General features: G+C 71.2%; 22 protein-coding genes and 1 pseudogene. 8 read left to right on the top strand and 15 right to left on the bottom strand.

Annotation, left to right across the window (positions count from 1 at the left end; genetic code table 11):
• Window positions 1-55 precede the first annotated feature (55 nt).
• From ACFC1R_RS25595 to ACFC1R_RS25560, 8 genes are all read right to left on the bottom strand, one after another.
• The gene (locus ACFC1R_RS25595) at window positions 56-1,366 is read right to left on the bottom strand and encodes an amidohydrolase family protein (RefSeq protein WP_375942353.1); all 1,311 of its coding nucleotides are present in this window, start codon (window positions 1,364-1,366) and stop codon (window positions 56-58) included.
• Between the two features lie 114 nt (window positions 1,367-1,480).
• Window positions 1,481-2,737, bottom strand: a complete 1,257-nt coding sequence (locus tag ACFC1R_RS25590; protein ID WP_375942351.1) for an MFS transporter — start codon at window positions 2,735-2,737, stop codon at window positions 1,481-1,483.
• A 38-nt stretch (window positions 2,738-2,775) separates the two neighbouring features.
• Window positions 2,776-4,407 (bottom strand): FAD-dependent monooxygenase, encoded by a 1,632-nt coding sequence (locus ACFC1R_RS25585; RefSeq protein ID WP_375942350.1) that lies wholly within the window; start codon window positions 4,405-4,407, stop codon window positions 2,776-2,778.
• Window positions 4,408-4,454: 47 nt separating this feature from the next.
• Window positions 4,455-4,850: a carboxymuconolactone decarboxylase family protein gene (locus ACFC1R_RS25580; protein ID WP_375942348.1), complete on the bottom strand. Its 396-nt coding sequence runs from the start codon at window positions 4,848-4,850 to the stop codon at window positions 4,455-4,457.
• A gap of 60 nt (window positions 4,851-4,910) precedes the next feature.
• Window positions 4,911-5,597 (bottom strand): HAD family hydrolase, encoded by a 687-nt coding sequence (locus ACFC1R_RS25575; protein ID WP_375942346.1) that lies wholly within the window; start codon window positions 5,595-5,597, stop codon window positions 4,911-4,913.
• Window positions 5,594-6,316: an AAA family ATPase gene (locus ACFC1R_RS25570; protein ID WP_375942344.1), complete on the bottom strand. Its 723-nt coding sequence runs from the start codon at window positions 6,314-6,316 to the stop codon at window positions 5,594-5,596. The genes ACFC1R_RS25575 and ACFC1R_RS25570 overlap by 4 nt, the downstream gene beginning before the upstream one ends.
• A 254-nt stretch (window positions 6,317-6,570) precedes the next feature.
• A complete protein-coding gene (locus ACFC1R_RS25565) occupies window positions 6,571-7,440 on the bottom strand; it encodes a helix-turn-helix transcriptional regulator (RefSeq protein WP_375942342.1) in 870 nt (289 codons plus the stop codon).
• Window positions 7,441-7,644: 204 nt separating this feature from the next.
• Entirely contained in the window at window positions 7,645-8,397 is a 753-nt protein-coding gene (locus tag ACFC1R_RS25560) for an SDR family NAD(P)-dependent oxidoreductase (protein WP_375942340.1), read from the bottom strand.
• 127 nt (window positions 8,398-8,524) lie between these two features.
• On the opposite strand from ACFC1R_RS25560, the gene ACFC1R_RS25555 reads away from it, so the two are divergent.
• Window positions 8,525-9,436, top strand: coding sequence for a LysR family transcriptional regulator (locus ACFC1R_RS25555; protein ID WP_375942338.1), 912 nt, complete (start codon window positions 8,525-8,527; stop codon window positions 9,434-9,436).
• A 658-nt stretch (window positions 9,437-10,094) separates the two neighbouring features.
• Here the strand turns inward: ACFC1R_RS25555 and ACFC1R_RS25550 are convergent.
• Window positions 10,095-10,556: pseudogene (locus ACFC1R_RS25550) on the bottom strand (NUDIX hydrolase); the annotation flags it as partial.
• Window positions 10,557-11,165: 609 nt separating this feature from the next.
• Here ACFC1R_RS25550 and ACFC1R_RS25545 point away from each other — a divergent pair.
• Genes ACFC1R_RS25545 through ACFC1R_RS25525 form a run of 5 tightly spaced genes read left to right on the top strand, consistent with a single transcriptional unit; the run spans window position 11,166 to window position 15,649 of the window.
• Window positions 11,166-11,573 (top strand): SseB family protein, encoded by a 408-nt coding sequence (locus tag ACFC1R_RS25545; RefSeq protein WP_375942336.1) that lies wholly within the window; start codon window positions 11,166-11,168, stop codon window positions 11,571-11,573.
• Window positions 11,566-12,210 (top strand): hypothetical protein, encoded by a 645-nt coding sequence (locus ACFC1R_RS25540; RefSeq protein ID WP_375942334.1) that lies wholly within the window; start codon window positions 11,566-11,568, stop codon window positions 12,208-12,210. The genes ACFC1R_RS25545 and ACFC1R_RS25540 overlap by 8 nt, the downstream gene beginning before the upstream one ends.
• A gap of 1 nt (window position 12,211) precedes the next feature.
• Window positions 12,212-13,996: a putative T7SS-secreted protein gene (locus tag ACFC1R_RS25535; protein ID WP_375942332.1), complete on the top strand. Its 1,785-nt coding sequence runs from the start codon at window positions 12,212-12,214 to the stop codon at window positions 13,994-13,996.
• 24 nt (window positions 13,997-14,020) lie between these two features.
• Entirely contained in the window at window positions 14,021-14,326 is a 306-nt protein-coding gene (locus ACFC1R_RS25530; RefSeq protein WP_375942331.1) for a YrhB domain-containing protein, read from the top strand.
• 18 nt (window positions 14,327-14,344) lie between these two features.
• Entirely contained in the window at window positions 14,345-15,649 is a 1,305-nt protein-coding gene (locus ACFC1R_RS25525) for a YrhB domain-containing protein (RefSeq protein ID WP_375942329.1), read from the top strand.
• Window positions 15,650-15,846: 197 nt separating this feature from the next.
• On the opposite strand, the gene ACFC1R_RS25520 is transcribed toward ACFC1R_RS25525, so the two are convergent.
• Window positions 15,847-16,806: a pirin family protein gene (locus ACFC1R_RS25520; protein ID WP_375942327.1), complete on the bottom strand. Its 960-nt coding sequence runs from the start codon at window positions 16,804-16,806 to the stop codon at window positions 15,847-15,849.
• Between the two features lie 411 nt (window positions 16,807-17,217).
• A complete protein-coding gene (gene rpe / locus ACFC1R_RS25515) occupies window positions 17,218-17,901 on the bottom strand; it encodes a ribulose-phosphate 3-epimerase (RefSeq protein WP_375942325.1) in 684 nt (227 codons plus the stop codon).
• A 230-nt stretch (window positions 17,902-18,131) separates the two neighbouring features.
• Here rpe and ACFC1R_RS25510 point away from each other — a divergent pair, with 230 nt between their 5' ends.
• Window positions 18,132-18,986 (top strand): hypothetical protein, encoded by an 855-nt coding sequence (locus ACFC1R_RS25510; protein ID WP_375942323.1) that lies wholly within the window; start codon window positions 18,132-18,134, stop codon window positions 18,984-18,986.
• Between the two features lie 220 nt (window positions 18,987-19,206).
• Here ACFC1R_RS25510 and ACFC1R_RS25505 read toward each other — a convergent pair whose 3' ends face one another.
• Both ACFC1R_RS25505 and ACFC1R_RS25500 read right to left on the bottom strand, forming a co-directional pair.
• Window positions 19,207-20,745, bottom strand: a complete 1,539-nt coding sequence (locus tag ACFC1R_RS25505; RefSeq protein ID WP_375942321.1) for an ATP-dependent DNA ligase — start codon at window positions 20,743-20,745, stop codon at window positions 19,207-19,209.
• A gap of 53 nt (window positions 20,746-20,798) precedes the next feature.
• Window positions 20,799-21,833, bottom strand: coding sequence for a glycosyltransferase (locus tag ACFC1R_RS25500; RefSeq protein ID WP_375942320.1), 1,035 nt, complete (start codon window positions 21,831-21,833; stop codon window positions 20,799-20,801).
• Between the two features lie 1,141 nt (window positions 21,834-22,974).
• Here ACFC1R_RS25500 and ACFC1R_RS25495 point away from each other — a divergent pair.
• The gene (locus ACFC1R_RS25495) at window positions 22,975-23,358 is read left to right on the top strand and encodes a hypothetical protein (RefSeq protein WP_375942318.1); all 384 of its coding nucleotides are present in this window, start codon (window positions 22,975-22,977) and stop codon (window positions 23,356-23,358) included.
• 163 nt (window positions 23,359-23,521) lie between these two features.
• On the opposite strand, the gene ACFC1R_RS25490 is transcribed toward ACFC1R_RS25495, so the two are convergent.
• Window positions 23,522-24,148 carry a C39 family peptidase gene (locus tag ACFC1R_RS25490; protein WP_375942316.1) on the bottom strand — a complete coding sequence of 209 codons (627 nt, stop codon included), beginning with the start codon at window positions 24,146-24,148 and terminating at the stop codon, window positions 23,522-23,524.
• A 151-nt stretch (window positions 24,149-24,299) separates the two neighbouring features.
• On the bottom strand, window positions 24,300-25,271 hold the full coding sequence (locus ACFC1R_RS25485; RefSeq protein ID WP_375942314.1) for an aldo/keto reductase: 972 nt from the start codon (window positions 25,269-25,271) through the stop codon (window positions 24,300-24,302).
• Between the last annotated feature and the right edge of the window lie 76 nt (window positions 25,272-25,347).

The raw sequence follows: 25,347 nt of genomic DNA, 5'->3' as shown, positions 1-25,347 counted from the left end.
CCGCGCCGGGGGGGGGGGGGCGCCCCCCCCCCCCCGGGCCCGCCCCCGCGGCCGGTCACTCCCCTGCTGCCCGCAGGTGGGCGACGGAGGCGAGGGCGAGCTCGCGGGCGCGGGCGGTGTCGGCGAGCAGGCGGCCGCCGCGCTTGACGGTCCGTCCGGCGACGAGCACGGTGTCCACGTTGCCGGCGTGTGCGGCCAGGACGAGCGACTCGGCGGCGGTGGCGACCGGGGCCAGGTCGATGTCGCCGGTGCGCACCAGCACCAGGTCGGCGGCCTTGCCCGGCTCGATGGAGCCCGTCCGGTCGCCGAGGTGCACCGTGCGGGCGCCCTCGACGGTGGCCATCCGCAGCACGGCCTGGGCCGGCAGCACCGGTTCGCCGTCCGGCGTGTCGGCGCGGTCGGCGGCCAGCGCGAAGCGCATCTGGGTGAACAGGTCGCCGCTGGACTCCATCTCGGTGTCGATGCCGAGGCCGGGGTTGATGCCTGCGGTCCGCAGCCGCCGGACGGCGACGTTGCCGCCCAGCCCGGGCATGGTCAGCTCGATCTGCGGGCAGATCGAGACGGTGGTGCCGGAGTCCGCGAGCAGCTTGAGCGCGTCGGGCTCCGCACCGTTGACGTGCGCCAGGTTCAGGTCCGGGCCGAGCAGGCCGGCCTGGTGGAGCAGCTGGACGCCCTGGTGCTCCGGGCCGGGCCGGCCCGTGGACAGGTGCGTGGTGATCGGGATGCCGAGTTCGCGGGCGAAGGCGAAGTCCTTGACCGCGTTGTCGATGCCGGAGTAGTCCGGGCCCTTGGCGGCCATGGCGAGGGTGACCAGCCCGTCGTCCGAGGGCAGCAGCTGCTCGCGGACGCGGCGCAGGTCGGCCGGGTGGGTGGCGGTGAAGTCGAGCTTCGAGCCGATCGGCCAGGCGTGGCCGAACACCGCGCGGACGCCCGCGTCCTGCAGCGCCTCGACGGCGGCGTCGGCGTGCTCGGGCGAGTTCATCGCGTGGGCCCAGTCGAGCACCGTGGTGATGCCGGCGTTGAGCGCGGTGAGCGCGCCGAGGTAGGTGCCGGCGTAGACGTCCTCCGGACGGACCCGGTCGCCGAGGCCGACCAGGGTCTGCCCGACGTACTCCATGATGGAGGCCTCGGAGTTCGACTGGCGCAGGTTGGTCTGCCAGGTGTGCCGGTGGGCGTCCACCAGGCCGGGCAGGACGAACGTCCCCGAGGCGTCGATCGTCTCGAACTCGCCGGTCGGCTGGAGGTCGGTCCCGACGGCGGTGATCCGGCCGTCCTCGATGAGCACGTCGCCCGTCGGGAGTTCGCGGTTCTGGGCGTCCATGGTGACGATCCAGCCGCCACGGACCAGGGTCCGCTGAGTGGTCAAGGCAGTTCTCCCATTTCTCAGGTGACGGCCCGAGGATCGGGCCGTCGTCGTTCGGATGGTCGAGCGGCTTGGTCCGCCCGACCTGCGGGGACCGGCAGACGAGCCCGGTCCTGCTCAGACGGCGGCCGCCCGGCGGCCGGCCCGGGCGTCGAACGCCCACACCAGCAGCGCCAGCAGGGCCAGCCCGGCGCCCACCGCGCAGACCGCGCCCCAGCCCGCCGCCGCGTACGCGGCGCCCGAGGCGGCGGATCCGGCGAAGCCGCCGACGAAGTACGTGGTGGTGTACGCGGTGGTGATCCGGCTGCGCGCGTCCGCCCGCAGCCGGTAGATCACGCTGAGGTTGGTGACCTGGACGCCTTGGACACCCAGGTCGAGCAGGACCACCCCGAGGAGCAGGGGGACCAGCCAGTGGCCGCCGTTCAGGGCCAGCAGGCCCCAGCTGCCGAGCACCGCCACCAGCAGCACGCCGGTGGCCGGCCGGTCCAGCTGCCGGTCGGCGAACCGGCCGGCGATCCGGGCCGCGTACGCCCCGACCGCGCCGACCAGGCCGACCAGGCCGATCAGCGCCGCGTCGAAGGAGTACGGCGGCTGGGCCAGCAGGAAGGCGGCCGAGGCCCAGAAGGCGTTGAAGCCGGCGAAGGTGACGAAGCCCAGCAGACAGCGCCGCCGCAGCACCCGCTCCTCCCGGAGGATCGTGACGACCGAGCCGAGCAGCGCCGGGTAGGAGAGGCGGGTGGCCGGGGCCACCTTCGGCAGCCGCAGCCTCAGCACGGCGGCGAGCAGCAGGGTGAGCACCCCGGCCGCGACGAAGACCGCCCGCCAGCCGGCCCAGTTGCCGAGCAGTCCGCTGCCGGTGCGGGCGAAGAGGATGCCCAGCAGCAGCCCGCTCATGACCCGCCCGGAGACCTTTCCGCGCTCCTCCGCGCCGGCCAGGGTGGCGGCGAAGGCGACCAGCATGGGCCCGACCACGGTGCACATCGACAGCACCGCCATCGCCGTCACCAGCACGGCGAAGCCGGGCGCGGCCGCAGCGGCGCCGCAGGCGGCGGCCGTCACGCAGAGCATCGCCACGACGATCCGGCGGCGTTCCGTGACGTCCCCGAGCGGCACCAGCAGGGCGAGCCCGGCCGCGTACCCGAGCTGCCCGACGGTGGTGGTCAGGGAGGTCGCCCCGCTGCCGAGCCGGAAGGACTCGGCGATTCCGTTGAGCAGCGGCTGCACGTAGTACAGGTTGGCGACGGCGAGACCGCAGGCCCAGGAGAACAGGGTCACCAGGCGGGGGTCGATACCCGCGCCGGGGACGGGTCCGGGGCCGGTCGGGGCGGCCGCCGGCGCCGGACCCGGGTCGCGGGCCGGGGTTCGGGGGGTCATGGCTGTCCTTCCGTCAGGACGCGGTGTCGGGGGCTCGGTCAGTCGGCGGCGGGGGCGAGCGCCTCGGAACCGGTCGGCCGGGCGCTGCGGAGGAAGCCGACCACCTGGTCGGGGCGGTCCGCACCGGCCAGCAGGGCGAGGTGGCCGTCGGGTCGGACCACCGCGAAGGCGGGGTTCCGTCCGAAGGTGCGGTCGAGGATCCGGGCCGGCCTGCCGGAGACCCGCGCGAGGTCGAGCACGGTGATCCCGGGGTCGAGCTTCTCGCGCAACTGCCGGGTCCGCTGCGTCCAGTCGGCCTTCGGGCGCCGTCCCGGCCAGATCAGCACGGTGTAGTACGCGGGGTCGAGGGCCGGCATGCCCGAGTCCGACTCCGGTGGGACGAACAGCGGGACGCGCTGGCCCGGCTCGATCGGCCGCGGGTGGCGCAGCAGGATCGGCTCGGTGGCGAGCCGGCCGTAGCTGACGTCGATCTGGCTCAGCAGCGGCACCACCATCCGGCTGACCAGCCCGGTGCTGCAGGCGGCGGTGAAGAGCGTGTCGCGGACGGCGATCCGCGTCGCGCTGCGCTGGAGTGCGAACCGGGCCTGGGCCGCCGAGGTGCGCGAGAGACGGGTGGCGCCGGCCTGCCGCTCGGGGGCGTAGCTGTCCAGGATGGACTCCCGCAGGGTGCCGTTGGCCACTCCGGCCAGCTTCCAGCCGAGGTTGGCGACGTCCATCAGGCCGACGTTGAGCCCCTGGCCGCCGGCCGGGCTCACCACGTGCGCGGCGTCGCCGACCAGGAAGCACCGGCCCTTGCGGAAGGTCTCGGCGATGCCGAGCCGCGGCCGGAAGGCCCGGGTCCAGTCCGGTGTGCCCACCTGGATGTTGCGCCGGGAGCGGGAGCTGAGGATGTGCTGGATCAGCTCGCGCGAGGGGTTGCCGTCCTCCTCGTGCCGGTGCGGGGTGGTGGCGGCGAACCGGTAGCGGCCGTTGTTCAGCGGCACGATCGCGGCGACGCCGTCGCGGCAGTAGTAGTACTGGCCGAGCGGCGGTACGTCCCCGGAGAGCGGTACGTCGCCGATGGCGTAGGTGACGTCGATCTCCTCCCCGTCGAAGCGGATCCCGAGCTCGCCCCGTACGGTACTGGCGGGCCCGTCCGCGCCGACCAGCCACTGCGGCTCGACCGTCTCGCTGGTGCCGTCGGGGTGCTTGAGCGCGGCCTGCGGGTACGTCCCGGAGGCGTCCAGCGTGACCAGCTCGACCCCGCGCTCGACGACCCCGCCGAGTTCGGCCAGCCGCCCGCGCAGGATGCGCTCGGTGTCGCGCTGCGGCAGCGCCAGGATGAAGGGGTAGGGCGAGTCGTCGAGGGTACTGAGGTCGGCGGTGCCGAGCAGTCGGCCCTCGGAGTAGTAGCTGAGGCCGGAGGTCCGCCGGCCCTCCCGGACCAGGGTGTCGGCGATCCCGATCCGCCGGAGCATCTCCAGGTTGCGCGGCCAGACGAGGACGGCCTTGGAGTGCGGGTCGCTGGTGTCGACACGCTCCTGACGGTCGATCAGCCGCACGGTCACGTTCTGCTGGAGGAGTTCGCAGGCCAGCGCCATGCCGATGGGCCCGGCGCCCACGATCAGCACCTGCGGGACGGGGGCGCGGCCGGCGCCGGGCTGGGCCGGGAGCTGCTCGTCGGCGGGCATCTGTGGTCCTTTCATCTCGGTGTGCTGCCGTTCACGGCGGCCGCGGGTCAGCGGTTCTGGAACTTCGCGATGGCGTCGTGCGCGATGGCCACGGCGTTGATCGCGCGAGGCACGCCGGCGTAGAGCGCGACCTGGCTCAGCGTCTCGACGACCTCCTCCGCCCTCGCTCCGTTGCGCAGCGCTCCACCGACGTGGAAGGCGAGTTGGCCGTCGCAGCCGCCGAGGGCGGCCAGCACGGCGACCGTCACCAGTTGGCGCGTGCGCAGGTCGAGGCCGGGGCGGCCGACCACTGCGGCCAGGCCGAAGACGACGGTGTCGGCGAGCGCCGGGGCGGTCTCGTCCAGCGCCTCCCACGGTGCTGCGGCGGCAGTGTCGCCGGTGAGCCGGCGGAAGACCTCGCCGGCCTCCTTCCGCAGCAGGCCGGCGGACTCGTGGTCGTTCATCTGTGCTCTCCGGGGCGGTGGTCGGGGATGTGAGGAGCGGTGGCGTCGGCCGCTGCGCGGTCAGGCCGGTACGGGTGCCGGGGCGTCGGCCCAGCAGGTCCACGTCCGGCTCCGGGCCTGCGCCACCAGCGCCGGATCCGCGTTGGCGACCACGACCGGGTGCCCGACCGACTCCAGCAGGGGCAGGTCGGAGATGTGGTCCCCGTACGCCCACGACCGGGTGAGGTCGAGCCCGTGCGTACGGGCGGCCTCGGCGAGCGCCTCCGCCTTGTGCCGGCCGATCATCGGGTGCGGGAGCTCGCCGGTGTAGACGCCGTCGGCGACCGTGGGCCGGGCGCAGATCATCAGGTCCGCGCCGAGGAACCGGGCGATCGGGTCAAGGCACGGCGCGAAGGAGCCGGACACCAGCACCGTCAGGTGCCCCTGCCGCTGGTGCCCCCGGAAGGCCGCCAGCGCACGCCGGTGGAAGAGTGAGCCGCCGGCGAGCTCCCGGTCGAACCACTCCCGTCCCAGCGCGGCCAGTTCGGCCGCCGGCCGGCCCGCGTAGTTGCGGTAGTAGAGCAGATTGGCCTCTTCCCGCCGGCCGTTGCTCCGGGCATCGGCGAGACGGGCCATGGCCTCGTCGAACGCCGAGTCCGGCAGGCCGCGGGCGGCGAGGTCGAACCGGAGGAAGCCGAGCACGCTGACCACGGTGGTCAGCGTCTCGTCGACGTCGAAGAGGGCCGCCCGGCGCCCGGTGCCGGTCACTGTGCTCCTCGCGTCCCGGCGGGGACCCGCTCGGTCTCCAGCCGCAGGTCCTGCTGGCCGTAGTCGGCCTTCGCCCGCCGGATCGCCTCATCGACGGGGAGCAGCGTCGGCAGGTCGAGCAGCTTGACGATCTGCTGCAGCCGCTCGGCGATCGTGCCGCCGATCACGTGGTACGGGACTCCGATCTCCTGGAAACTGCTCAGCAGCATCTCGTCGCAGAGCCGCCGGAACTGAGCGTTCATCGGCCGGTGGCCGTCGGCCACGATCGGCAGTTCGTTGCGCAGGTGCACGAAGGTGTCGTACGTCCTCGCGACGTGCTGCTTGAAGGCGACGCCGTACTGGACCATCACCTGCTCGAAGAAGTCCATCTCCGCGGTCCGGGGCACGACCTGGCCCTCGGCGAGGTGGGCGGAGGCGGTCGGGTTGATGCCCGCACGGACCCTGAGGGTGCCGTAGATCCACTCCTGCAGCGACGAGCCGTCGGAGACGAAACCGTCGCCGAGGAGGTTCTCGTGCACCGCGCGTTCGACGTGACGGCGCATCACCAGTTGGAGGAACTCCGGCGGAGTGCATTCCGCGAGCGCCTTCCCCGGCAGTGCTTCGGGGAGGATCTCCCGCATGGTCTTGGCCAGGGTCCGCGGCATGCCGGTCAGGTGCGAGAGTGCCATCACCGTGAACGTCTTGCCGGACGAGTACGTACCCGAGACTGCCAACTTCACCTTCGCGCCCCCTTGTGACCGAACTTCTGGTTCGTCGGGCGATGAACCTCCGGACCCGGCCCGCATCGTGTGCGGGCCGGGTCCGCCTTCGCCCAGAGAGACGCTAGATCGGGTCCGTCCCGGGTGGCAGTGTCAGATCATGGTGGTGGCAGCAACACCAGGAACCGGTAATCGGACACGTCGAACCGGGGCGGGTGGGCGCGTGAACGCCTCACCCGCCCCGGAGGGGAGCGGTCATCGACCGGTGGGCCGGATCAGGCCACTGCGCGGTCGGGGCCGAGGAGTTGCCGCAGCAGCAGCTTGAAGGCGGCCGCGTCGGCCGTCTGCTCGTCCGGTGCGTACAGGTGCAGTCTGAGGTGCGGCGTCTCGCTCAGGTCCAGCGCGGTGTGCTCGAAGGAGAGCGGGCCGAACCGGGGATGCATGACGGTCTTGCTCGCCCGGGTGGCCAGGCTGATCTCGTGCCGGTCCCAGTAGGTCCGGAACAGCGGGCTCTCCGTGCGCAGCCGCTGGGCGATGTCCATGAAGTGGTGGTCGTCCGGATAGCGCGCCGCCTGGGCCCGGAGGAACCCGATGACCTCGCCGGCCACCGCCTCGACATCCGGAAACCTGCCGCGCCACTCGGCGTCGAGGAAGAACCGGACCGCCTGGTTGTTGTTCGCCTCGGTCAGCCCGAACACCTCGCGGGCCGCCTTGTTGAACACCGGGATGTTGCCGTAGCGGTCGACCAGCTTGGCCGGGAACGGCATCCAGCGGTCGACGATCCGCTGGAGCCTCGGCGGGATCCCCTCGGTGTGGGCGTCGCGTGGCAGGGGCGAGTTGAGACCTGCCAGCCGGTGCAGGTGGGCCCGCTCCGGCTCGCCCAGCCGCAGGGCCCGGCTCACCGCGTCCAGGACCTCGGGCGAGACCCTGATGTCCCGGCCCTGTTCGAGCCAGGTGTACCAGGAGACGCCGATACCGGCGAGGACCGCCACCTCCTCCCGTCTCAGTCCGGGAGTGCGCCGGAAGCCGGTCGAGGGGAGGCCGACGTCCTCCGGTTTGAGCGCGGCGCGGCGGCTCCGCAGAAAGGCTTGCAGCTCCGTCCGTCGGACCCGCAGCTGGTTCCTTCCGTCAGGTAAGTTCTCCATACGACCAGCCTAGCCTCGGACTTTTCGGACAGGTCCCCAGCCGGCGGCCCACCGGGGCCCGACAAACCTGCCTGACCTGCACTTCTCCGGAACTCCACCGACTCGCAACGATAATGCGGAATCATCGGTTCAGTTTCTGGGCGAACGGCTGTCGGATATCCGGCATTCACCTCGGTCTCGCGGAAATACCGTGTCAGTTCTCCGTCAGCGGGGATGGATGCCGCCGTCCAGCCCGAGCACCTGGTTGGTGAGGTAGCCGTTGCGCAGCACCGCCATCACCAGGTCGGCGACCTCCTCCGGGCGTCCGTAACGGCCGACCGGGACGGCGGGGGAGAGGCTGCCCTCGGTGAGCGAGGGCAGCATCCGGGTGTTCTCGATCAGTGCCGGTGCCACCGCGTTGACCGTCACCCCGTGCCCGGCGACCTGTGGCGCCAGGGAGTGCACCAGACCGTGCAACCCGGCCTTGGAGGCCGCGTAGTGCGGGCCGACGATGCCGCCGATGAAGGCGGCGGTCGAGGAGATGAAGACGAGCCGGCCGTACCGGCGCGCCATCATCGCCGGGATCACCTCCTGCGCCAGCAGGAAGGGTGCACGGAGGTTCACCGCGAGGGTGCGGTCCCAGGTCCTCGTGTCGACGGCCAGGCGGATCCGCCGGGGCGCGCAGCCGGCGTTGGGGATCAGCACGTCGATCGGGCCGAGCGCGTCCACGGTCTCCCGGACCAGCCGTTCCGGTGTCCGCGGATCGGCCAGGTCCCCCTCGAGGGCTACCGCATCGAGCCCGATCTCCCAGGCCTCCTCGGCCAGCAGCTCCGCCTCGGCATAGCGGCTGCCGGCCGCGAAGGCCACCCGTGCCCCCGCCGAGATCAGCCGGCGGCCCAGCGCACCGCCGATCCCGCCGGATGCCCCGGTCAGCAGCACCACCCGCCCGGCCAGACCCGATTCCTCCGGGAATATCACCAGCTCTTCCTCTCGCCACCGGATCAACGACTCCTGCTCACCATGCGGTCGTTCGCGTTCCGGTGTCCAAGACACATTCCCGAAGCTGTCATACCCTGCGGGCATCACGCCTGAGGAGGCCTGCCCGGTGGATCTGGACCTGCGGAAACTTCGCTACTTCGTGGCTGTCGCGGAACGGCAGCATTTCGGCCGGGCCGCCGAGGCCCTGCACATCGCCCAGTCGGTGCTGTCCCGTCAGATCATGGCGCTGGAGCGGGAGTTACGTGCTCAACTGTTCGTTCGAACCCGGCGTACGATCAGTCTGACCCCGGCGGGTGAGCAGTTGCTGGCCGATGCCGGACCGCTGCTGGCGAACGCCGAGGCGGTACGCCGCCGGGTCGGCCGGGCCGGCGGGTCGGGGCCGCTCGGCTTCACCGTCGGCTTCATGCCCGGCCTCATCGTCACCCCGGCCGTCCGGGTCCTGTCGGAGCACCACCCCGAGCTGTCGGTCGAGGTGCTCCGTACCAGCTGGGACGACCAGGTCCAGGTGATCAGCGACGGCCGGGTGGACGTCGGCTACCTCCGGCTGCCGGTCGACCAGCGCGGGCTGACCGTCCTGCCGCTGCTGGCCGAACCCCGCGTGGTGGTGCTTCCGGCCGACCATCGGCTGGCCGGGCGCAACGGGGTCACCCTCGCCGACCTGGCCGGAGAGCAGTTGTTGCAGAACCCCGATGCCGTGCTGCTGCCGCAGGACGCGGCCGCCCTGCGGCACGGCCGGACGTGGCCGCCCGTCCAGGCCATCCGCACCGTCGAGGAGAAGCTGGAGTACGTGGCCGCGGGCCACGGCATCGTCGTCCTCCCGCTCTCCGTCGCGACTTTCTACACCCGCCCGGACGTCACTCATCTCCCCGTCCACGGCCTGTCCCCCAGCCAGGTGGCGCTCGCCTGGGACCGCAACCGGCGCAGCCGGCTGATCGAGGAGTTCGCCGAGATCGCGGTCATGCTCCAGGCCGCCCCGCTCAAGCCCCTGGCCGCCCGGCAGGCCACCGCCCACAGCTGAACGCCGGCCCTCGCGGCAACCGACGGCGCCCTGGCCTCCCCAGCGGCGCAGCACGCACCGGGGCCGTGTTGACCGCAACCCGCCGGAGGATCTGGCCGCCCTGCGCCGACGGTCGGCCGACGCCTCGGTGCCAGGCCCCGCCGCGTCACCCCCACCTCGTCCCACGGTCCCGGTGCCTACGACCTGCTTTCGGCAGGCCGATCGAAGGCGCACAGGACGTGCCGGCGAACCCGCGCAGCTCTGCCACTGGGGAGCAATCGGCACGGGCTTCGAGTCCGACGAGAAGACCGGCAGCCCGTTGGGCACAACGTCCCGACGAGGTTCGGGCAGCGTGACCCACGGCCTCGCAGCCCGCCGCACGCGCTTGGTCAAGGTCGCCCGCGCGAAGCCATGTCGAGGCGAGGAGGGCGACCTCGATCACCAGGCAGACCGGCGTGACTACCCGATTCATGACGGTTCGTCTGCTGATACCGGCCTTCCAACTCCACCAGGTCAGCGTTGCTGGCATCAGACACCGTGCCAGCTGTGGATGGATCACTCGGCCGGAGTGGCCAAAGCATCGTTCAGATATGCCTGCACCGGCTCGAACAGACCGTACGGCACATAGTCGGTGATCTCATCGCGGGTGATCCAGACCAGCTCGGCCGACTCTTCGGGAGCGAATGGCACAGTGGACGCCGGTCTCCGCCAGCGTCTCCCGCACCGTCGCCGTCTCCGGCCTTGCTCCCGGCTCGATGGCACCAGCCGGGAACTGCGAGGTGATGCCGGAGGCCTCATCATCTCGCCGGCAGACCAGCAGCGCTTCAGCGTCACGGACCACCACCGCGATTGCCACGAGCAGAACCTGAGCGGCTCGCGCAGCAGCCTGTGCTTCAACTGGCCGACGTTCACCGGCCGCCAATAGAGCGAACCGTTGCCGGACCGAAGCCGGCGCCTGCTCGTAGGCCTGGTCGAGCAACTGCTGCATTTCGGTCCGCGGTACCGCCGCCGGATCGGCATGCCAGATGGCCACAGTTCGCGGCGCGATGCCGAGCCGGGCGGCAAAGCCCTCGTTGGTGTCACGCAGAGCGGCTTGGAGCACGCAGGCGAAGCCGCCGCTCCAGACCTCGATGACCTCCACCTGACTTCCCCCTGCCGCGGCACGGACTGCTGGCCCACGGCTGCTCGGTGATCGCCTTCAAGGGAGGCCGGAACAGATCGAGCACAGCCGTCCAGTTGTACTGTTCACGGCTGCCGCCGGACTTCGCCTTGTGCGGAACGTAGCCACCCAGCAGAACATCCATCGAGCGCAGGGTGTCCAGCTCCTTGCGTACACCGGATGGGCGGCCTGAGCCGTGTGGAGGTACCGCTGGACCGCCACCGGGATGCCGAGGCCATACGCCTCACACAAAATGCCCAGCGCCAAGGTGTCGGAGATGCGGGCCGCTCACTTGTTGATCGTGTTGAAGGTGGCCGACGGCAACGACACCAGGCATCCGGCGTGCGCCAGGCCGAGCGGATCAGGTGTCCGGTCTGTGATGTCTCGACCTGATGTCAGTGCTGGTCACTACCGTGAAGCTCAGAACTTCCGTTGAGCGAACGGTGTATGACGGCAGAGGAAGGCCCGTTTGTGTGCGGTCTTCACGCGGGCGCGTGCGGGCTTCACGAACGGCACTGATGGAACCGGGGGTTTGCTGACTGCGTCACCAGTTACCGTCTGACAGATCGTGATCACGCAGGGGAGGCATTCATGGGTGGTGGAGGGTTGGCTGCGCGTGCAGCCGAGCTGGGGTCGGACCGGTACGACCCCGCAGGGTTGCTGGCAGAGTTCCGGGCTGCCCCGGTGATGGTGCCGGTCACGGCTGAGGGTAGTTGGTGGGCTGCGGACCTGGGTGGGGTGCGCTGGCTGTATGCCTTCTCGTCCGAGGCGGCGTTGTCCCGGTTCGCGGTGGAGCGAGACGGCGGCGCGGGGAATGAGTGGTCGTACGTATCGGTGTACGGAGCGCGTCTGTTGGATGTGGCGCTGCCTGGGCTGGGCGTGCCTGCCGGGGTCGTGCTGGACGTGGCGGGTCCTTCGCCGGCGTTCTTCCCTCCGGGGGCCGGGGGCGTACCGGGACCGGCGACTGTCGCCCTCAGGGGCGCTGATCGCCGTGGCTGACAGCTACTCCGTGGATCCGAACGCGCTGACGAAGGCGGCTGACGGGATCAACAATGCGATCGGTGAGCTGAAGACCTTGGGCATTGATGAGAGCGCTGAGGTCGGACGGGGTTTCTCGAACATCGACCTCTCGGGAGTGCAGGTCGGCCACGGCGGGCTGCACGACTCCTTTTCGAAGTTCGCCGAGCGCTGGGCCTGGGGCGTGCGCTCGCTGGTTCAGGACGGGAACGAGATCGCGGAAAGGCTCGGACTGTCGGCGGGCCTGTACCACGACCAGGAACAGTACGTGTCGGGGGCGATGAAGGATGCCGTGAACGCCGCGATGGGGAACCCCGACCTGACGCAGGAGCAGGTGGAGAAGCAGTCCTGGAGCAAGACACTGTCGGACAACCCCTACACACAGGTCCGAGACGCTGACTTCTCCGCCGAGTCCGCCGCCGCGGCCACCAAGCACATGAAGCGGACCTGGCAGGGAGAGGCACGGGATGTGGTGGAGCATCCGGCGGGCCTGACCATGGGCCTGGGCTTCGTGACTCCCCAGGCGCTGGGCCTGGGCGGCGAGTCCGGGCAGCCGCCGGCCGACCCGTTCGGAACGCGCATAGTTCCGCCGCAGCAGCGCACCGGGGACAGGGGCTGAGGTGGGCCTCGGGAGCCTCCTCAACAGCGCTGGAAACGCGCTGGAAAACGGTTTCGGCAAGGCAAGAGCCGATCTGGGCACCGTGATCGACGGCAGCGCGCACCTGGCCGGAAAAGGCCTGGACATGGTGGGCCTGCACGATGTCGCCCACGCGGTCGACTCCCTTGGCGACAGCGTCGCGGACAGCCTGGGCGCCGAGGTCGGCGAGGCCCAGCTGGGAAGCACCCTCGACCCGAAAGAACTGGTGCACGGTGACGTCAAGGCCGTCGACGAATCGGCACAGCACCTGCAGAAGTTCTCGGCGGCCTTCGAGTCGACCGGCCAGGGTCTGAGCCGGCTCGATTCGGACCACTGGCAGGGGCAGGCAGCCGAGGCGTTCCGTTCGAAGTTCGCGCCGCATCCCAAGCAGTGGCTCACCGCAGCCGATGCGTGCCGCGCCGCTGGAGGGGCACTGGAGCAGTACGCGCGCACCGTCGAGTGGGCGCAATCCCAGGCGCAGCAGGCAATCGATACCTACGAGAGCGCCAAGCAGGCGTCCGAGCAGGCTCGCGCCGCGTACAACCGCGACGTGGACTGGTACAACCAGGAGGCCAAGGCCTGGAGTGATTACGCCCGGTCGGGCAACGACCCGGGGCCGGCGCCGACCGCGCCTGGCGCCTTCCACGATCCCGGCGAGGAGGGGGTCAAGCAGGCGCGGGAACTGTTGCACTCGGCCCGGCAGCAGCGTGACCAGGCGGCGGAGTCAGCCAAGGCCGCGATCGATGCGGTGACTGGAACCGCCCCGGCCGAGCCCAGCTTCCTGTCCCGGATGGGTAGCAACCTTTCCGACACCTACGAGGGCGCCAGGATCGGCCAGTTGCACGTGGCCGGTGGGATCGTCAAGGGTGCCGCCGACATCGTGAAGTTCGGCCGTGGCCTGGACCCGATGGACCCCTACAACCTGACCCATCCCGCCCAGTACGCCGACCATGTCTCCAGCACCGCCGCGGGCTTGGTGCACGCCGCGAACCATCCCACCGAACTCCTGTCCGCCGTGGTCGGCTCAGGCTGGGGCTCCGACCCGTTCGAGGCCGGCGGCAAGCTCGTCACCAACCTCGCCTTCGGGGCCGCCACGGGTGGCGGCGGAGAGGCGGCTGCCGTTGCCGAACGCGCTGGTCTGGGGCTCGCCGAGGACGCCAGCGAGAACGCCGCACGCAACATTGCCGAGAGCACGTCCAGGGACGCGGCCGAAGACCTCGCGGGTAACGCGGCGAAGGATCTGCCCGAGCCCGTCGAAACGGGCCCCTGGGACCATCTCCCCCAACCATCGGAAGGCGTGGAATCCAGGGCCATCCACGCCGGATCGGTCGATCCCCTCGAGGCGCAGAGGTTCCTGGACGACCAGTACCCGTGGATGCGTGAGATCAACGCGCCCCGCTGGGCCGAGCAGCGGCCGGGCTTCACGGAGAACTGCTCGAACAACGTGATCACGGTCAATCACCGCCTGGACGGCATCGAGGTCTCCACCGCCCCTCTCGAAGCACCGCGTTGGCCCGACCCGGCGAAGCTCGGCAATCCGAAGGCCGCGTGGGAGGACGCCTACAGCTACGACAACATCATCCAGGACATGAAGGCCCGGGGAGAAGGCTCCCGCGGCGTGGTCTACATCGGACGCGCGGACGGAACAGCCCATGTGTTCAACGTGGTCAACGATGCCAACGGCGTGGTCTTCCTGGACGGCCAGACCGGCACACTGGGCAACCTGGAACCCGGCGCCGTCTCCATCAGATACCTGCCATACCGTTAGAACGCCAGAGAGAAACGAGTCCACATGCTGTCCAAAGACGAGGCCCACGCCAGCGCCGCGGAGTTCCTCAAGCGCACCTACGGCGACGGCCCGCCGACCATCGTCCTCCAGCCCGAACTCACCGTGGAACACGACTACGCGTGGGCCGTACGGTTCGACTCCCAGGAACACCTGAAGACCGGCGACATCATGCTCGCACCGTTCAACAGGCTCCTCGTCGTGCCCAAGGACGGATCCCGGGTGCGGTTCGCGCCGACCGCTCTGTCCGTCGAGGAATCGCGCGTCTTCTTCGCCACCGGCCAGCTTCCCCAGCGCGGTACCAAGGGCTGATCGAACGTGGAAGCAGCCGTGAACACGGCCACCGCACAGGCCCGGTCCTGGCTCGCCGCGACCTATCACAACCAAGTGGAGCTCACGGAGCCCCACCCCGTGGCCCAGTCCCCGCAGGCCTACCTCTACAGCTGCCAGACGCTGGCCCAGCCGGGCTTCCCCCGGACTCCCATGCTCACCGCCACCTTGGCGGTCCCGGTGGACGGCCGGACCCCCTTCCACCCGGCCACCCATCGTCCATGGGCGGACCTCGCCTCCCTGGCCGAGGATCCGAGCCCGCGCAGGCTCAGCCGCCAGGCGCAGCTGACCAACGCCCGCGGGTGCGTCCTCGCCCTGGACTGCGCCCTCGACGGCGCCCGGGCCAGCGCATTGCCCTGGCACCCTTCCCACGAAGCACCGGGTTGGTGGGCGAGACTCGGACGGCGGTTCGCCGGCGACGCCGACGTCTCGGTCTGCTCCTCCTGGGACGAGCTCGTCGCCGCCATGAAGGCCACCGGCCCGGACACCCGGGGGCTCGTGTGGCTCCGCCGAGAACTCGGCGGCGAGGAAGCCACCGGGCACCTGCTCTACGCCCACAACAACCAGGGCAACGTGGTGGTCCTCGACCCGCAGCAGGGTGGCCTGGCAGAACTGGAGACACAGAACGTCCGACGGATCACACTGGCCCGTTTCCACCGTGTGCCGTCCGTGCCCGAGACGCTCACCAAGCCCTGGCAACGGGCGGCACCGGACTTCCACTCCGCGAAGCGCAAGGCTCAGACATGGCTGGACGAGGTGTACTCCGGGCAGGTCGTCCTCACCGACCCCCGACCGGACGACGAACACGAGCGCGGCTGGCTCTTCCCCGTCAACACCAGGGCGTTCCTCGCCGGTCGACGCCGCGAAGACGCTCTGCTCGACGCGGCTCTGGTCGTCCCGAAAGACCGCCAGGAACCGTTCCCTCTGCCCAACTCCAATCCCTGGCAGTGGTTCACCCGCTGGTCTGCCGGTGAAACACCCGGTGCTGGAGACCTCCTTCTCCCCCCGGCGCCCGGCCGCATCGACTGGCTCGACCGTGTCCTGACCGACCTCGGCGGCGCCATCCGCATCACCGACCACACCGAATGGCCAACCGTACTGGCCGAACTCGCCACCCTGCCCCCAGGCGTACGAGCCCTCGTTTGGGTGCGCCGCCTCACCACCCACAACCGGGAAACCACCGGCCTGCTGCTCAACGCGGCACACACCACACGCGGCCTCGTCCTGCTGGACCCGATGACCGGAGCACCAGCAGCCATGGAGACCCAGGGCGTACTCGCCCTGCACCTGATCCGATACCGCTGACAGAGCGTCGGGCTCAGCTCATCCGTATGGGCCCGACGCTTCATCGCCAACGAGGTGACCGAACCTGAGACTCTCAGCCGACCAACGGGACCGCCGTTCGAAGGTGCAGACAGCCTGTTGGAGCGGTGGATCGTGGACTACTCCAACCGCGATCAACCACGACTCACGGCTCTCCGCCCTGGGCCCGAGGCCCCAGCTCAGCGCACCCGCCCCCGCGGCTTCAGCGGCACCGGAGGAACCTCGGGAGCAGCCAGCCGGGCGCCGTCGTAGCCGTGCACCTCACCGAAGCGGGTGCCGGTCATCCACTCCTCGCGCGCCTGCCTGATGTCCTCGTCCAACCGGCCGATGAAGTTCCACCACATCACGATCTTCTCGTCGAACGGCTCGCCGCCGATCAGCAGGACCGAACTGTCCGTCCTTGCCAGCAGCGGGAGTTCGCGGCGCCCGCAGCCCAGGTAGAGCATCGAGTCGGGTTCGACCCGGACGCCGTCCACGTCCACGCTGCCGGTCATCGCGAGCACCGCGTACTCGAACTCCGGCTCCAGCGGCAGCCGGTGCTCAGCCCCCTCACGCAGCGTCAGATCGGCGCCGACCAGCGGCGTGTACGTCCGGCCGGGCGAGGTCGCGCCGTCCAGGGAGCCCAGGATCAGGGTGGTGTCCAGGCCCGCCGCCGTGACCTTCGGCAGGTCGGCGTGGTGCTCGAAGGCGGGAGCGGCGTGCCGGTGCTCGTCGGGGAGCGCGACCCAGAGCTGTGCGCCGTGCAGCAGCCGGGCGTGCTCGCGCGGGGACTCCTCCGAGTGCGAGATCGCCCGGCCGGAGGTCATCAGGCCGAGCTCGAAGGGCCGTACGGTCTGCAGGCTGCCGAGGCTGTCGCGGTGCAGCACCTCGCCCTCGTGCAGCCAGCTGACGGTCTGCAGGCCCATGTGCGGGTGCGGGGGCACCTGCATGCCGGGCTCGTCCGCGATGTCGTCCGGACCGTAGTGGTCGACGAAGCACCAGGCACCGACCATCCGCCGGCCGAGGTTGGGCAGCAGTCGGCGCACTGCGGTGGACTCGCCCAGCTTCACCTGGCGGCCCGTCAAGAGCTCCTTCACCGGCCCGGTACTGGCCTCCCCGCCGCAACGGGTCGTGGCGGGCTTGAGGTCGAGGTTGCTCATTCGCACTCCAGGGCTGGCTGGCAGAGAGGTTCACGGCAGTACCGAGTCCTACCGTACGGTCCACGGAACGTCAGCCCGCACCCGAGCGCGCCGACACCGCACCCCGTCACCCCGGATCCGGCCGCAGCAGTGCGGCCGACACCCGTCCCGCCGCCTCGCAATCCACCGAGTCTCTGTCAACTCCCCTGGCGTGCCGACCCCGTCGGCGCCCGTCCGACGGGGTCCCGTCCGACTACGACCCCGGGCGAGTACCCGCGAAGCCGTCAAGCCGTGAAGCCGCAGCACGACAACACCACAGCACCGCAGCACCGCATTGCCACAACACCCCAGCACCACAGCCCCCGGACCACAGCCCCCGGACCGCAGCACCGGCGGGCCGCGAAGCCACCCGGCCGCCGGTGCGAGCAGCCGTCAGTGCGAGCAGCCCCAGGACGCGGTGGCCGTCGCCGCCTCCGCCTGGGCCCGCAGGGCGCGGACCGCCTCGGCCGGGTCGGCCGCGCCGTACACCGCCGAACCGGCCACGAAGACGTCCGCCCCGGCCTCGGCGCAGCGCTCGATGGTGGTGGCGGAGACGCCTCCGTCGACCTGGAGCCAGAGGTCCAGGCCGTGCTTGTCGATCAGTTCACGGGTGCGGCGGATCTTGGGGAGCATGATGTCCAGGAACGCCTGGCCCCCGAAGCCCGGTTCCACGGTCATGATCAGCACCATGTCGAGCTCGGGCAGCAGGTCCTCGTACGGCTCGATCGGGGTGGCCGGCTTGAGGGCCATCGAGGCGCGGGCGCCCTTGGCCCGGATCTCGCGGGCGAGACGGACGGGCGCGGCGGCGGCCTCGGCGTGGAAGGTCACCGAACCGGCGCCCGCCTCGACGTACTGGGGCGCCCAGCGGTCGGCCTGCTCGATCATCAGGTGGCAGTCGAGCGGGATGTCGGTGGCCCGGGCCAGCGACTCGACGATCGGCACGCCCAGCGTGAGGTTGGGGACGAAGTGGTTGTCCATGACGTCCACATGGAGCCAGTCCGCGCCTCGGACCGCCTCCGCCTCCTGGGCGAGACGGGCGAAGTCGGCGGACAGGATGCTGGGATTGATCTGCGCCATTTCCGGGTACCTTCACAACTCGGTGCGGGCGGCGGGAGCGGCCACCTTGGGTCCATCATCCCTCCTGCAACCTGCGCAGGGCGTATCGGGAGATCGGCGCGTGACCCGCATCACAACGGTTCCGCACCGGCGTCTCGTACGCTGTGCCCGATTTCGCCGTGGCCCGCTTCAGGACTGCACGGTGGCCCGCTTCGGACCGCACCGCAGCCCGCTCCGAGAAAGGTGTCCCGATGGCCGAGCCGGTACATCCCGCACGTGCTCTGTGGTGGCTCTTCGAGCCCGTGCACGCCCTCACCTACTTCTCACCCGAGGGGCGGGCCGCGTACGAGACGGCGGGGCTGCACGGCAGTTGGCGCGGCTACTTCGCCGGACGGTCCGCGCCGCTCGGCCCGGTGGAGGCCGCCCCCGTGGTCGCCGCCTTCTTCAGCTTCGCGCCCGGGATGGTCGAACGGGCGCTTCCCGACGTCTGGACGCGGGCCGCTCCCGAGGCCGCGCTCCAGGCGCGGGTGGCGGGCGCTTCGGCCGCGCTGGAGCGGGTGCTGGCCACCGTCAAGCCGGATCTGATCGAACGTTCGGTGGAGCTGCTGGAGCGCGCGGTGGACGGCCTGGACTGTTGCGGGCGCGTGCTGGCCTCCGCGAACGCCGCCCTGCCGCGCCCCGAGGGCCAGTTGGCCCGGCTCTGGCACGCCACCACCGTGCTGCGCGAGCACCGGGGCGACGGGCACGTCGCGGCCCTGGTCGCCGAGGGGCTCGACGGGTGCGAGGCCCTGGTGGTGCGCTGTGCGCTGGACGTCCGCCGCGAGGTGCTCCAGCCCTTCCGGGGCTGGAGCGACGAGGAGTGGGACGCGGCGACCGTCCGGCTGACCGAACGCGGCTGGCTCAGCCCGGACGGCACCATCTCCCCCGACGGCCGCCACCGCCACCAGGCCCTGGAGGCCGCCACCGACCTCGCCGCCGCCCGCGTCTGGTCCGGCTTCCACCGCACCGAACTGGACGAGCTGGCCGCCGCCCTCAAGCCCATCTCGACCGCCTGCCGCGCCGAACTCCCACCGCTCAACCCGATCGGCCTCCCCGGCAGCAGCTGACCGGCCTCCTTCAGGCCCCCTCGCCTCATTCCCCTCGCCTCATGCCTTTGCTTCAGCCCCCGTGCGACAACGGCCCCGCCGACGTTGGCCCCAACAGTGGCCCGACAGCGGCCCCGACAGTGGCGCGCGGGGCCGCAGAGAAACCCGGTCACCCGCGCACAGGGACTCGGCACCGGGCCGCAGCGACCTCCGGTGGGCCCCTCGCTCGGCCCGAGCGCCGCTACAGCCCCTCCGCCGCCAGGCCGCGAACGGCGGTGATGGTGTCGGCCTCGGCGGCCGGCTTGTCCTCGCGGTAGCGCAGGACCCGGGCGAAGCGCAGCGCGAGGCCGGCCGGGTAGCGGGGGCTGCGCTGGAGGCCGTCGAAGGCGATCTCGACGACGAGTTCGGGGCGGACGTGGACGGTGTACGAGTCGCGGGAGACCTCGCGGGCCAGGAACTGTCCGGTCTGCCAGGCGAGCAGTTCGTCGGTGAGCCCCTTGAAGGTCTTGCCCAGCATGACCCACGGTTCGAGGTCCGCCTCGCCGTCGTTCCGGGCGGCGAGGTGGAGGTTGCTGAGGAAGCCCCGGCGCCGGCCGCTGCCCCACTCCGCGGCCGTCACGACCAGGTCCAGGGTGTGCCGGGGCTTCACCTTGATCCAGCCCGCGCCGCGCCGGCCGGCCGCGTACGGCGCGGCGGGGTCCTTGACCACCACACCCTCGTGTCCGCGTGCCAGCGCGTCGCGGAAGAAGGCACCCGCCGGCTCGGCCCCACCGGTCACCGCGTGCGGCACCCGCAGGTGTTCCGGTACGACCTCGGCGAGGCGGGCCCAGCGCTGCTCGGCCGGCCGGTCGATCAGGTCCTGGCCGTCGAGGTGCAGCAGATCGAAGAAGAAGACCTGGAGCGGGACTTCGGTGCGCAGCCGGTCCGGGTCCTGCCGGGAGGCGGCACGGGCGGCGGTCACCTGGAACGGGCGGGGGCGGCCGTCCGGGCCGAGCGCGATGGCCTCGCCGTCCAGGACCGCGGAGCGGAGGGCCAACGAGCCTGCCGCCTCGACCACTTCGGGAACCCGCCCGGTGATCTCGTCCAGACTGCGGGTGAAGACCGAGATCCGCTCGCCGTCCCGGTGCACCTGGACCCTGATGCCGTCCAGCTTCCATTCCAGTGCGGCGGGGCTGACCCGCTCCAGCGCCGTGGCGACGTCCGGCGCGGAGGCGGCCAGCATCGGCCGTACGGGACGGCCGAGTTCGAGTCCGAAGGCCCGCAGCGCGGGGGCGCCGCCGGAGAGCGCTGCTGCGGCGACCGCCCGGGCCGATCCCCGGAACATCAGGGCCCGGCGCACGGCGGTCGCGGGTACGCCCGCGGCCTTGGCGACGGCGTCGCCGAGGATCGCGTCGAGCGCTCCCTGCCGCAACTCCCCGACGAGCACGGCCCGCAGGAACTCCTGCTCCTCCTCCGTCGCCCGGCCGAACAACTCCGCCAGCAGGCGGGCGCGTTCGGCCTGAGCGCCTTTGCCATGGACGGCCGCGAGGGCGGTGAGCGCGTCCTCGGTCTCGCGGATGCCGAGCGTTGCGGTCCCGGCGTGGGGCGGGAGTTCGCGCAGTGCGGCGTAGCCGACGCCGATCCGCAGCCGCCGGGACTCCCCGGAGAGCAGCGCGACGGCAGCGGGGATCTCCTCGGGGCCGAGTCCCCGCAGGCGGTCGGCGAGCAGCGTGATCTTGGCGTTGCGGGCGGGCTCGGCGGCGGTGGCCCGCGAGGTGTCGGCGAGGTGCTTGAGCAGCACGGCGGTTCCTCCGGAGCGTGTGGCGACGGCCTGCACCTCCCCAGCTCCCCTGCCTACCGGGTCACCGCGAACTCCCGGTTGCGGAACGTCTGTTCGCGGTAGGGCTTCGGCAGGTCGGGCATCGCCAGCAATCGGTCGCAGGCCTCCAGCGATCCCCGCCGGTCGCCGACCCAGTACGCGGTGATGGAGTACTCGAACAGCATCCCCCAGCCGTACACCCAGGGCTGGGTGAACAGCCAGTCGTCGGGCATCCGGCGGTCGAGGCCGGCCTGGGCGAAGGCGTGCGCGGCCTGGTAGCGGCCCATCCGGCGCAGCCGTGAGGACAGCTCGTAGCAGGCCTCCAGGCGCTCCGGCCTGATCTCCCAGGCGTGCAGGAACGCGTCCATGGCGCCGGGCCAGTCACCCGCCTCGGCCTTCAGTACTCCGACCTGGAGCAGCGCGTAGTAGATCTCCTCGACCCAACCGCCCATGGCCGCCCGCCGCTGGTAGAGCTCGATCGCCTCCCCGGACCGGCCCATGTCACGCATGGTCTGGGCGAGGTAGAAGACCGTGCGCGGGTTGTCCGGGTCGCGCCGGAGGTCCTCGCTCAGCAGCCTCGCGTCGCGCTCGAACTTGTCCGACCGCGAGCCCCCGTCGGCGAAGTGGTCGATCACCAGCGCATCCAGGTTGGCCGTCCGGTCAACCTGATCCGTCGTCAGGTACTCGTGGGTCGCGCCCTCGTAGCGCCAGGCCATGTCGCCCCTGACCAGCCGCTTGATGCGGTACTCCAGGTCGGCCGCGTGCCGCAGCATGTACGAGTCGGCGGTCAGTGCGGGCAGTGCGCCGTCCCGCCGCACGACCATGTCGGCATCGATGAGCAGCAGGTAGTCGGCCCTGCCCCGGGCGTGCTCGATGTTCAGCGTGCGGTTGCGCCCGAAGTTCACCCAGGGCTCCTCGTGCAGCTCGCCGGGGATGCCGTCGAGTGCGCGGCGGATCAGCGCCTGGGTGCCGTCGGTCGACCCGGTATCCGAGATCACCCAGGTGTCGACGAGGTCGCGCACGGACGCGAGGCAGCGCTCGATGACCGCCGCCTCATCCTTGACGATCATGCAGAGGCAGATGGACGACGTCGGACTGAGCGGACTGTACTGCACCACGGGTGCCTCCCGATCTACGATCTCCGGATTCGAGCACGGGGGAAGGACCCCGATGGTAGTTCGACGGCATCGGCTCTCCGGCACCCAACACGAGCCACATCGAATGAGCGGAACAAGTCTTACGATCAATCAATTTCATTTCCTTGTCGTCACATTGATCAGCCGGAGGACGACGACCGAATGATCCATTCGGAGGCCCGGTGAGGTCCGAACGCATGGTTCCTCTGCGCTTCGACGGGGAGCTTCGGAGCTCTCGGTTTCGGCCCGGTTTGACTGTGGCTAGTCATGCAACAGTCCGGCGCGTGCCGGTCCGGCTTTCCACAGATGAGGACTCACCCGAATGACTTCACCCAGAACGCTCGGCCCGCGTGGGGCTGTGCCGAACCGCCGCAAGGCCCTGGCCGGGAGCGCCCTGCTCCTCCTCGCAGCCCTCACCACGACCGGCAGCACCGCTTCGGCGCTCTCCACTCACGACGGCAATCCGGGACAACGCTGTCACGAGCGGACACTGTCGGCCGACAAGCAGCGCATCGCAGGCGGCGGGGACGACGAGTGCTGCGATGAGGACAACCGGGCCCACCTGCGCGACCCGAACGGCAAGCAGAGCCTCGGCGGTGGAGACCACGGCCACAAGTGCGAGAAGGAGGGCCGCACCGGCCCGACGGGACCGACCGGCCCCACCGGGCCCACCGGGCCGACCGGAGCTACGGGCGCGACCGGGCCGACCGGAGCCACCGGAGACACGGGCGCCACCGGACCGACCGGCCCGACGGGGCCGACCGGAGCCACCGGCGCGACCGGCCCTACGGGACCTGCCAGCGGAGTCACCGGCGCCACCGGCCCCACCGGGCCGACCGGACCGAGGGGAAACACGGGCGCCACCGGCCCCACGGGGCCGACCGGACCGAGGGGAAACACGGGCGCCACCGGACCGACCGGGCCGACCGGACCGAGGGGAAACACGGGCGCCACCGGACCGACCGGCCCCACCGGAGCCACCGGTAACACGGGCGCCACCGGACCGACCGGGCCGACGGGGCCGACGGGCGCCACCGGAGCCACCGGTCCCTGCGTCAACCTCGACGCCAACATCATGGGCAATTCGCAGTACACAGCAGTGCTCAGGGCGGACGGCCGGATCTTCATCGGTCGGCAGATCATCAATCCCGCCCCGCCGACCGGTTTCAACCCGGTCAACTGGGTCGAGCTCACCGATCACCCGGGCTTGACGGGCGTTCCCTGTGGCATCGGCGTAGCGAACATGGGCAACAACGTGTTCATCAAGACGGTCACGACGGACGGCAACGTCTTTGAGACCTCCTGTGCCACAAACGGGCCAGCGCCGACATTGACCTGCGACGACAACGCCTGGGTCCAACTCACGGCACTGCCGATGATGGCAGCGGCACAGCCGGAGCAGGCGCTGCTGAAGCCCGAGCTGATCAGGCCGGAGTCCAAGTTCCGGCGCGTGTCCTGACGAAATCCCCTCCCCGGTGATCCCGCCCGTCCCGACCGCCACGGTCGGGACGGGCGCTGTCGTTCACGGCACGCCCACCCCTCGGCGGCACCCGACCAACGTGCCACTCAGGCAGTCGAACCGGTCCGGAGCTGCTACCACCCACCCAGCCCGCTCGGCCGGCTCAGTCCGCGTACGACCCCAGTACGATCCCCCGCCCCGCGTAGAAGCGGCCGAGGTCGGCCCACGGCACCCGGGCGAAGCTCTGCGAGCCGTCGGGGAAGCCAGACGGGTTGTGGATGAGCAGGTGGCCCTGGTCCGCGCCGACTGCCAGCACCAAGTGACCGCCGGTGCGGGGCGGCTGCGGATCCAGGGTGCGGATGGACGGGTGCACCGAGAGCACGGCGAGCCGCCCGGCCGCCAGCAGGTCGGGCAACTCCTCGGCCGCCAGCGGCGACCGGGCCTCCGCCGCCAGGCCCCACCGCTGGTGCACGTAGGCCGCGAAGGGCGCGTGGATCAGCCCGTCGAGCCTGCCGTCCGGGTGCCGGACGTAGGCCCCCGCCGCCAGGCACTCCTGCGCCAGGGCCACCGGGGCCGGACCGACACCCCACCAGAAGTCGAGCGCCATCCGCAGACAGGCCATCCCGCACAACCGCCAGGACCAGTACTCGTACTCCTCCGGGCTGGCGGCACCCGAGCGCTCCCAGAGCGGGTCGCTGGAGGCGAGCAGCGTCCCGTCGAGGATGTCCGGGACGAGCTCCGGGGACTCCCACTGGGAGTAGTAGGGCACCTGGTGAGTGATCGGCTCCACGCTTCCGATTGTGGCGCACGGACGTGCTCGCCGCCCCACGGCGGGGCGGCGAGCACGTCGTGAACACGGACAGCACCCGTCGGCACACGGAGTGTCCGCTTCCGGGCGCGTGCCGCCGCTCAGGCCGAGGGATCGCGCCTGGCGGGAGTCGTCACCAGGCGTACGCCTCCGGGGCCGGACGGTGCCCCGGGAAGATCTCGTCCAGGCGGTCGAGCGCCTTCTGGTCCAGCGTCAGGTCGAGTGCCCGGACGGCGGCGTGCAGCTGCTCCAGGGTGCGCGGGCCGACGATGGGAGCGGTGACCGCAGGGCGGGAGAGCAGCCAGGCGAGGGCGATGTCGCCGGGCTCGTGGCCGAGTTCGGCCGCGTAGTCCTCGTAGGCCGCGAGCTGCTCGCGCTTGGCCTCCAGGCGGCCCACCGCGTGCTCGTTGAGCCGCCGGACGCCCTCGCTCTCCTTGCGCAGGACGCCGCCGAGCAGTCCGCCGTGCAGGGGGGACCAGGGGATCAGGCCGAGGCCGTAGTGCTCGGCGGCCGGGACGACCTCCAGCTCCAGGCTGCGCTCCATCAGGTTGTAGAGCGACTGCTCGCTGGTCAGACCGAGGAAGTGGCGTGCCCTGGCGGCCTCCTGGGCCTGGGCGATGTGCCAGCCGGCGAAGTTGCTGGAGCCGACATAAATGATCTTTCCCTGGGCGACCAGGACCTCCATGGCCTGCCAGATCTCCTCCCAGGGCGTGGCCCGGTCGATGTGGTGCATCTGGTAGAGGTCGATGTGGTCGGTCTGCAGCCGCCGCAGGCTGGCGTCCACCGCGCGGCGGATGTTGAGCGCGGAGAGCTTGCCCTCGTTGGGCCACTCCCCCATGTCGCCGTAGAGCTTGGTGGCGATCACGGTCTTCTCGCGCCGGCCGCCGCCCTTGGCGAACCAGTTGCCGATGATGGTCTCGGTGCGGCCCTTGTTCTCGCCCCAGCCGTAGACGTTGGCGGTGTCGAAGAAGTTGATGCCCAGATCGTGGGCGGTGTCCATGATGGCGTGCGCCTCGGCCTCCTCGGTGTGCGGGCCGAAGTTCATGGTGCCCAGGCAGAGGCGGGAGACGGTGAGGCCGGTGCGGCCGAGATGGGTGAACTTCATGCCGTCACCCTCCGCCCGCACCAGCCCGCTTGTCCAGCATCCGGCACCCGACGGCCGCGAGCCGCACCCGGTCCGC

Origin of the sequence: Kitasatospora sp. NPDC056138, assembly GCF_042264695.1 — a bacterium.
Taxonomy (GTDB): Bacteria; Actinomycetota; Actinomycetes; order Streptomycetales; family Streptomycetaceae; genus Kitasatospora.
Note: the sequence above shows the minus strand (reverse complement) of the source record. Positions and strands in the feature narration are given on the sequence as shown.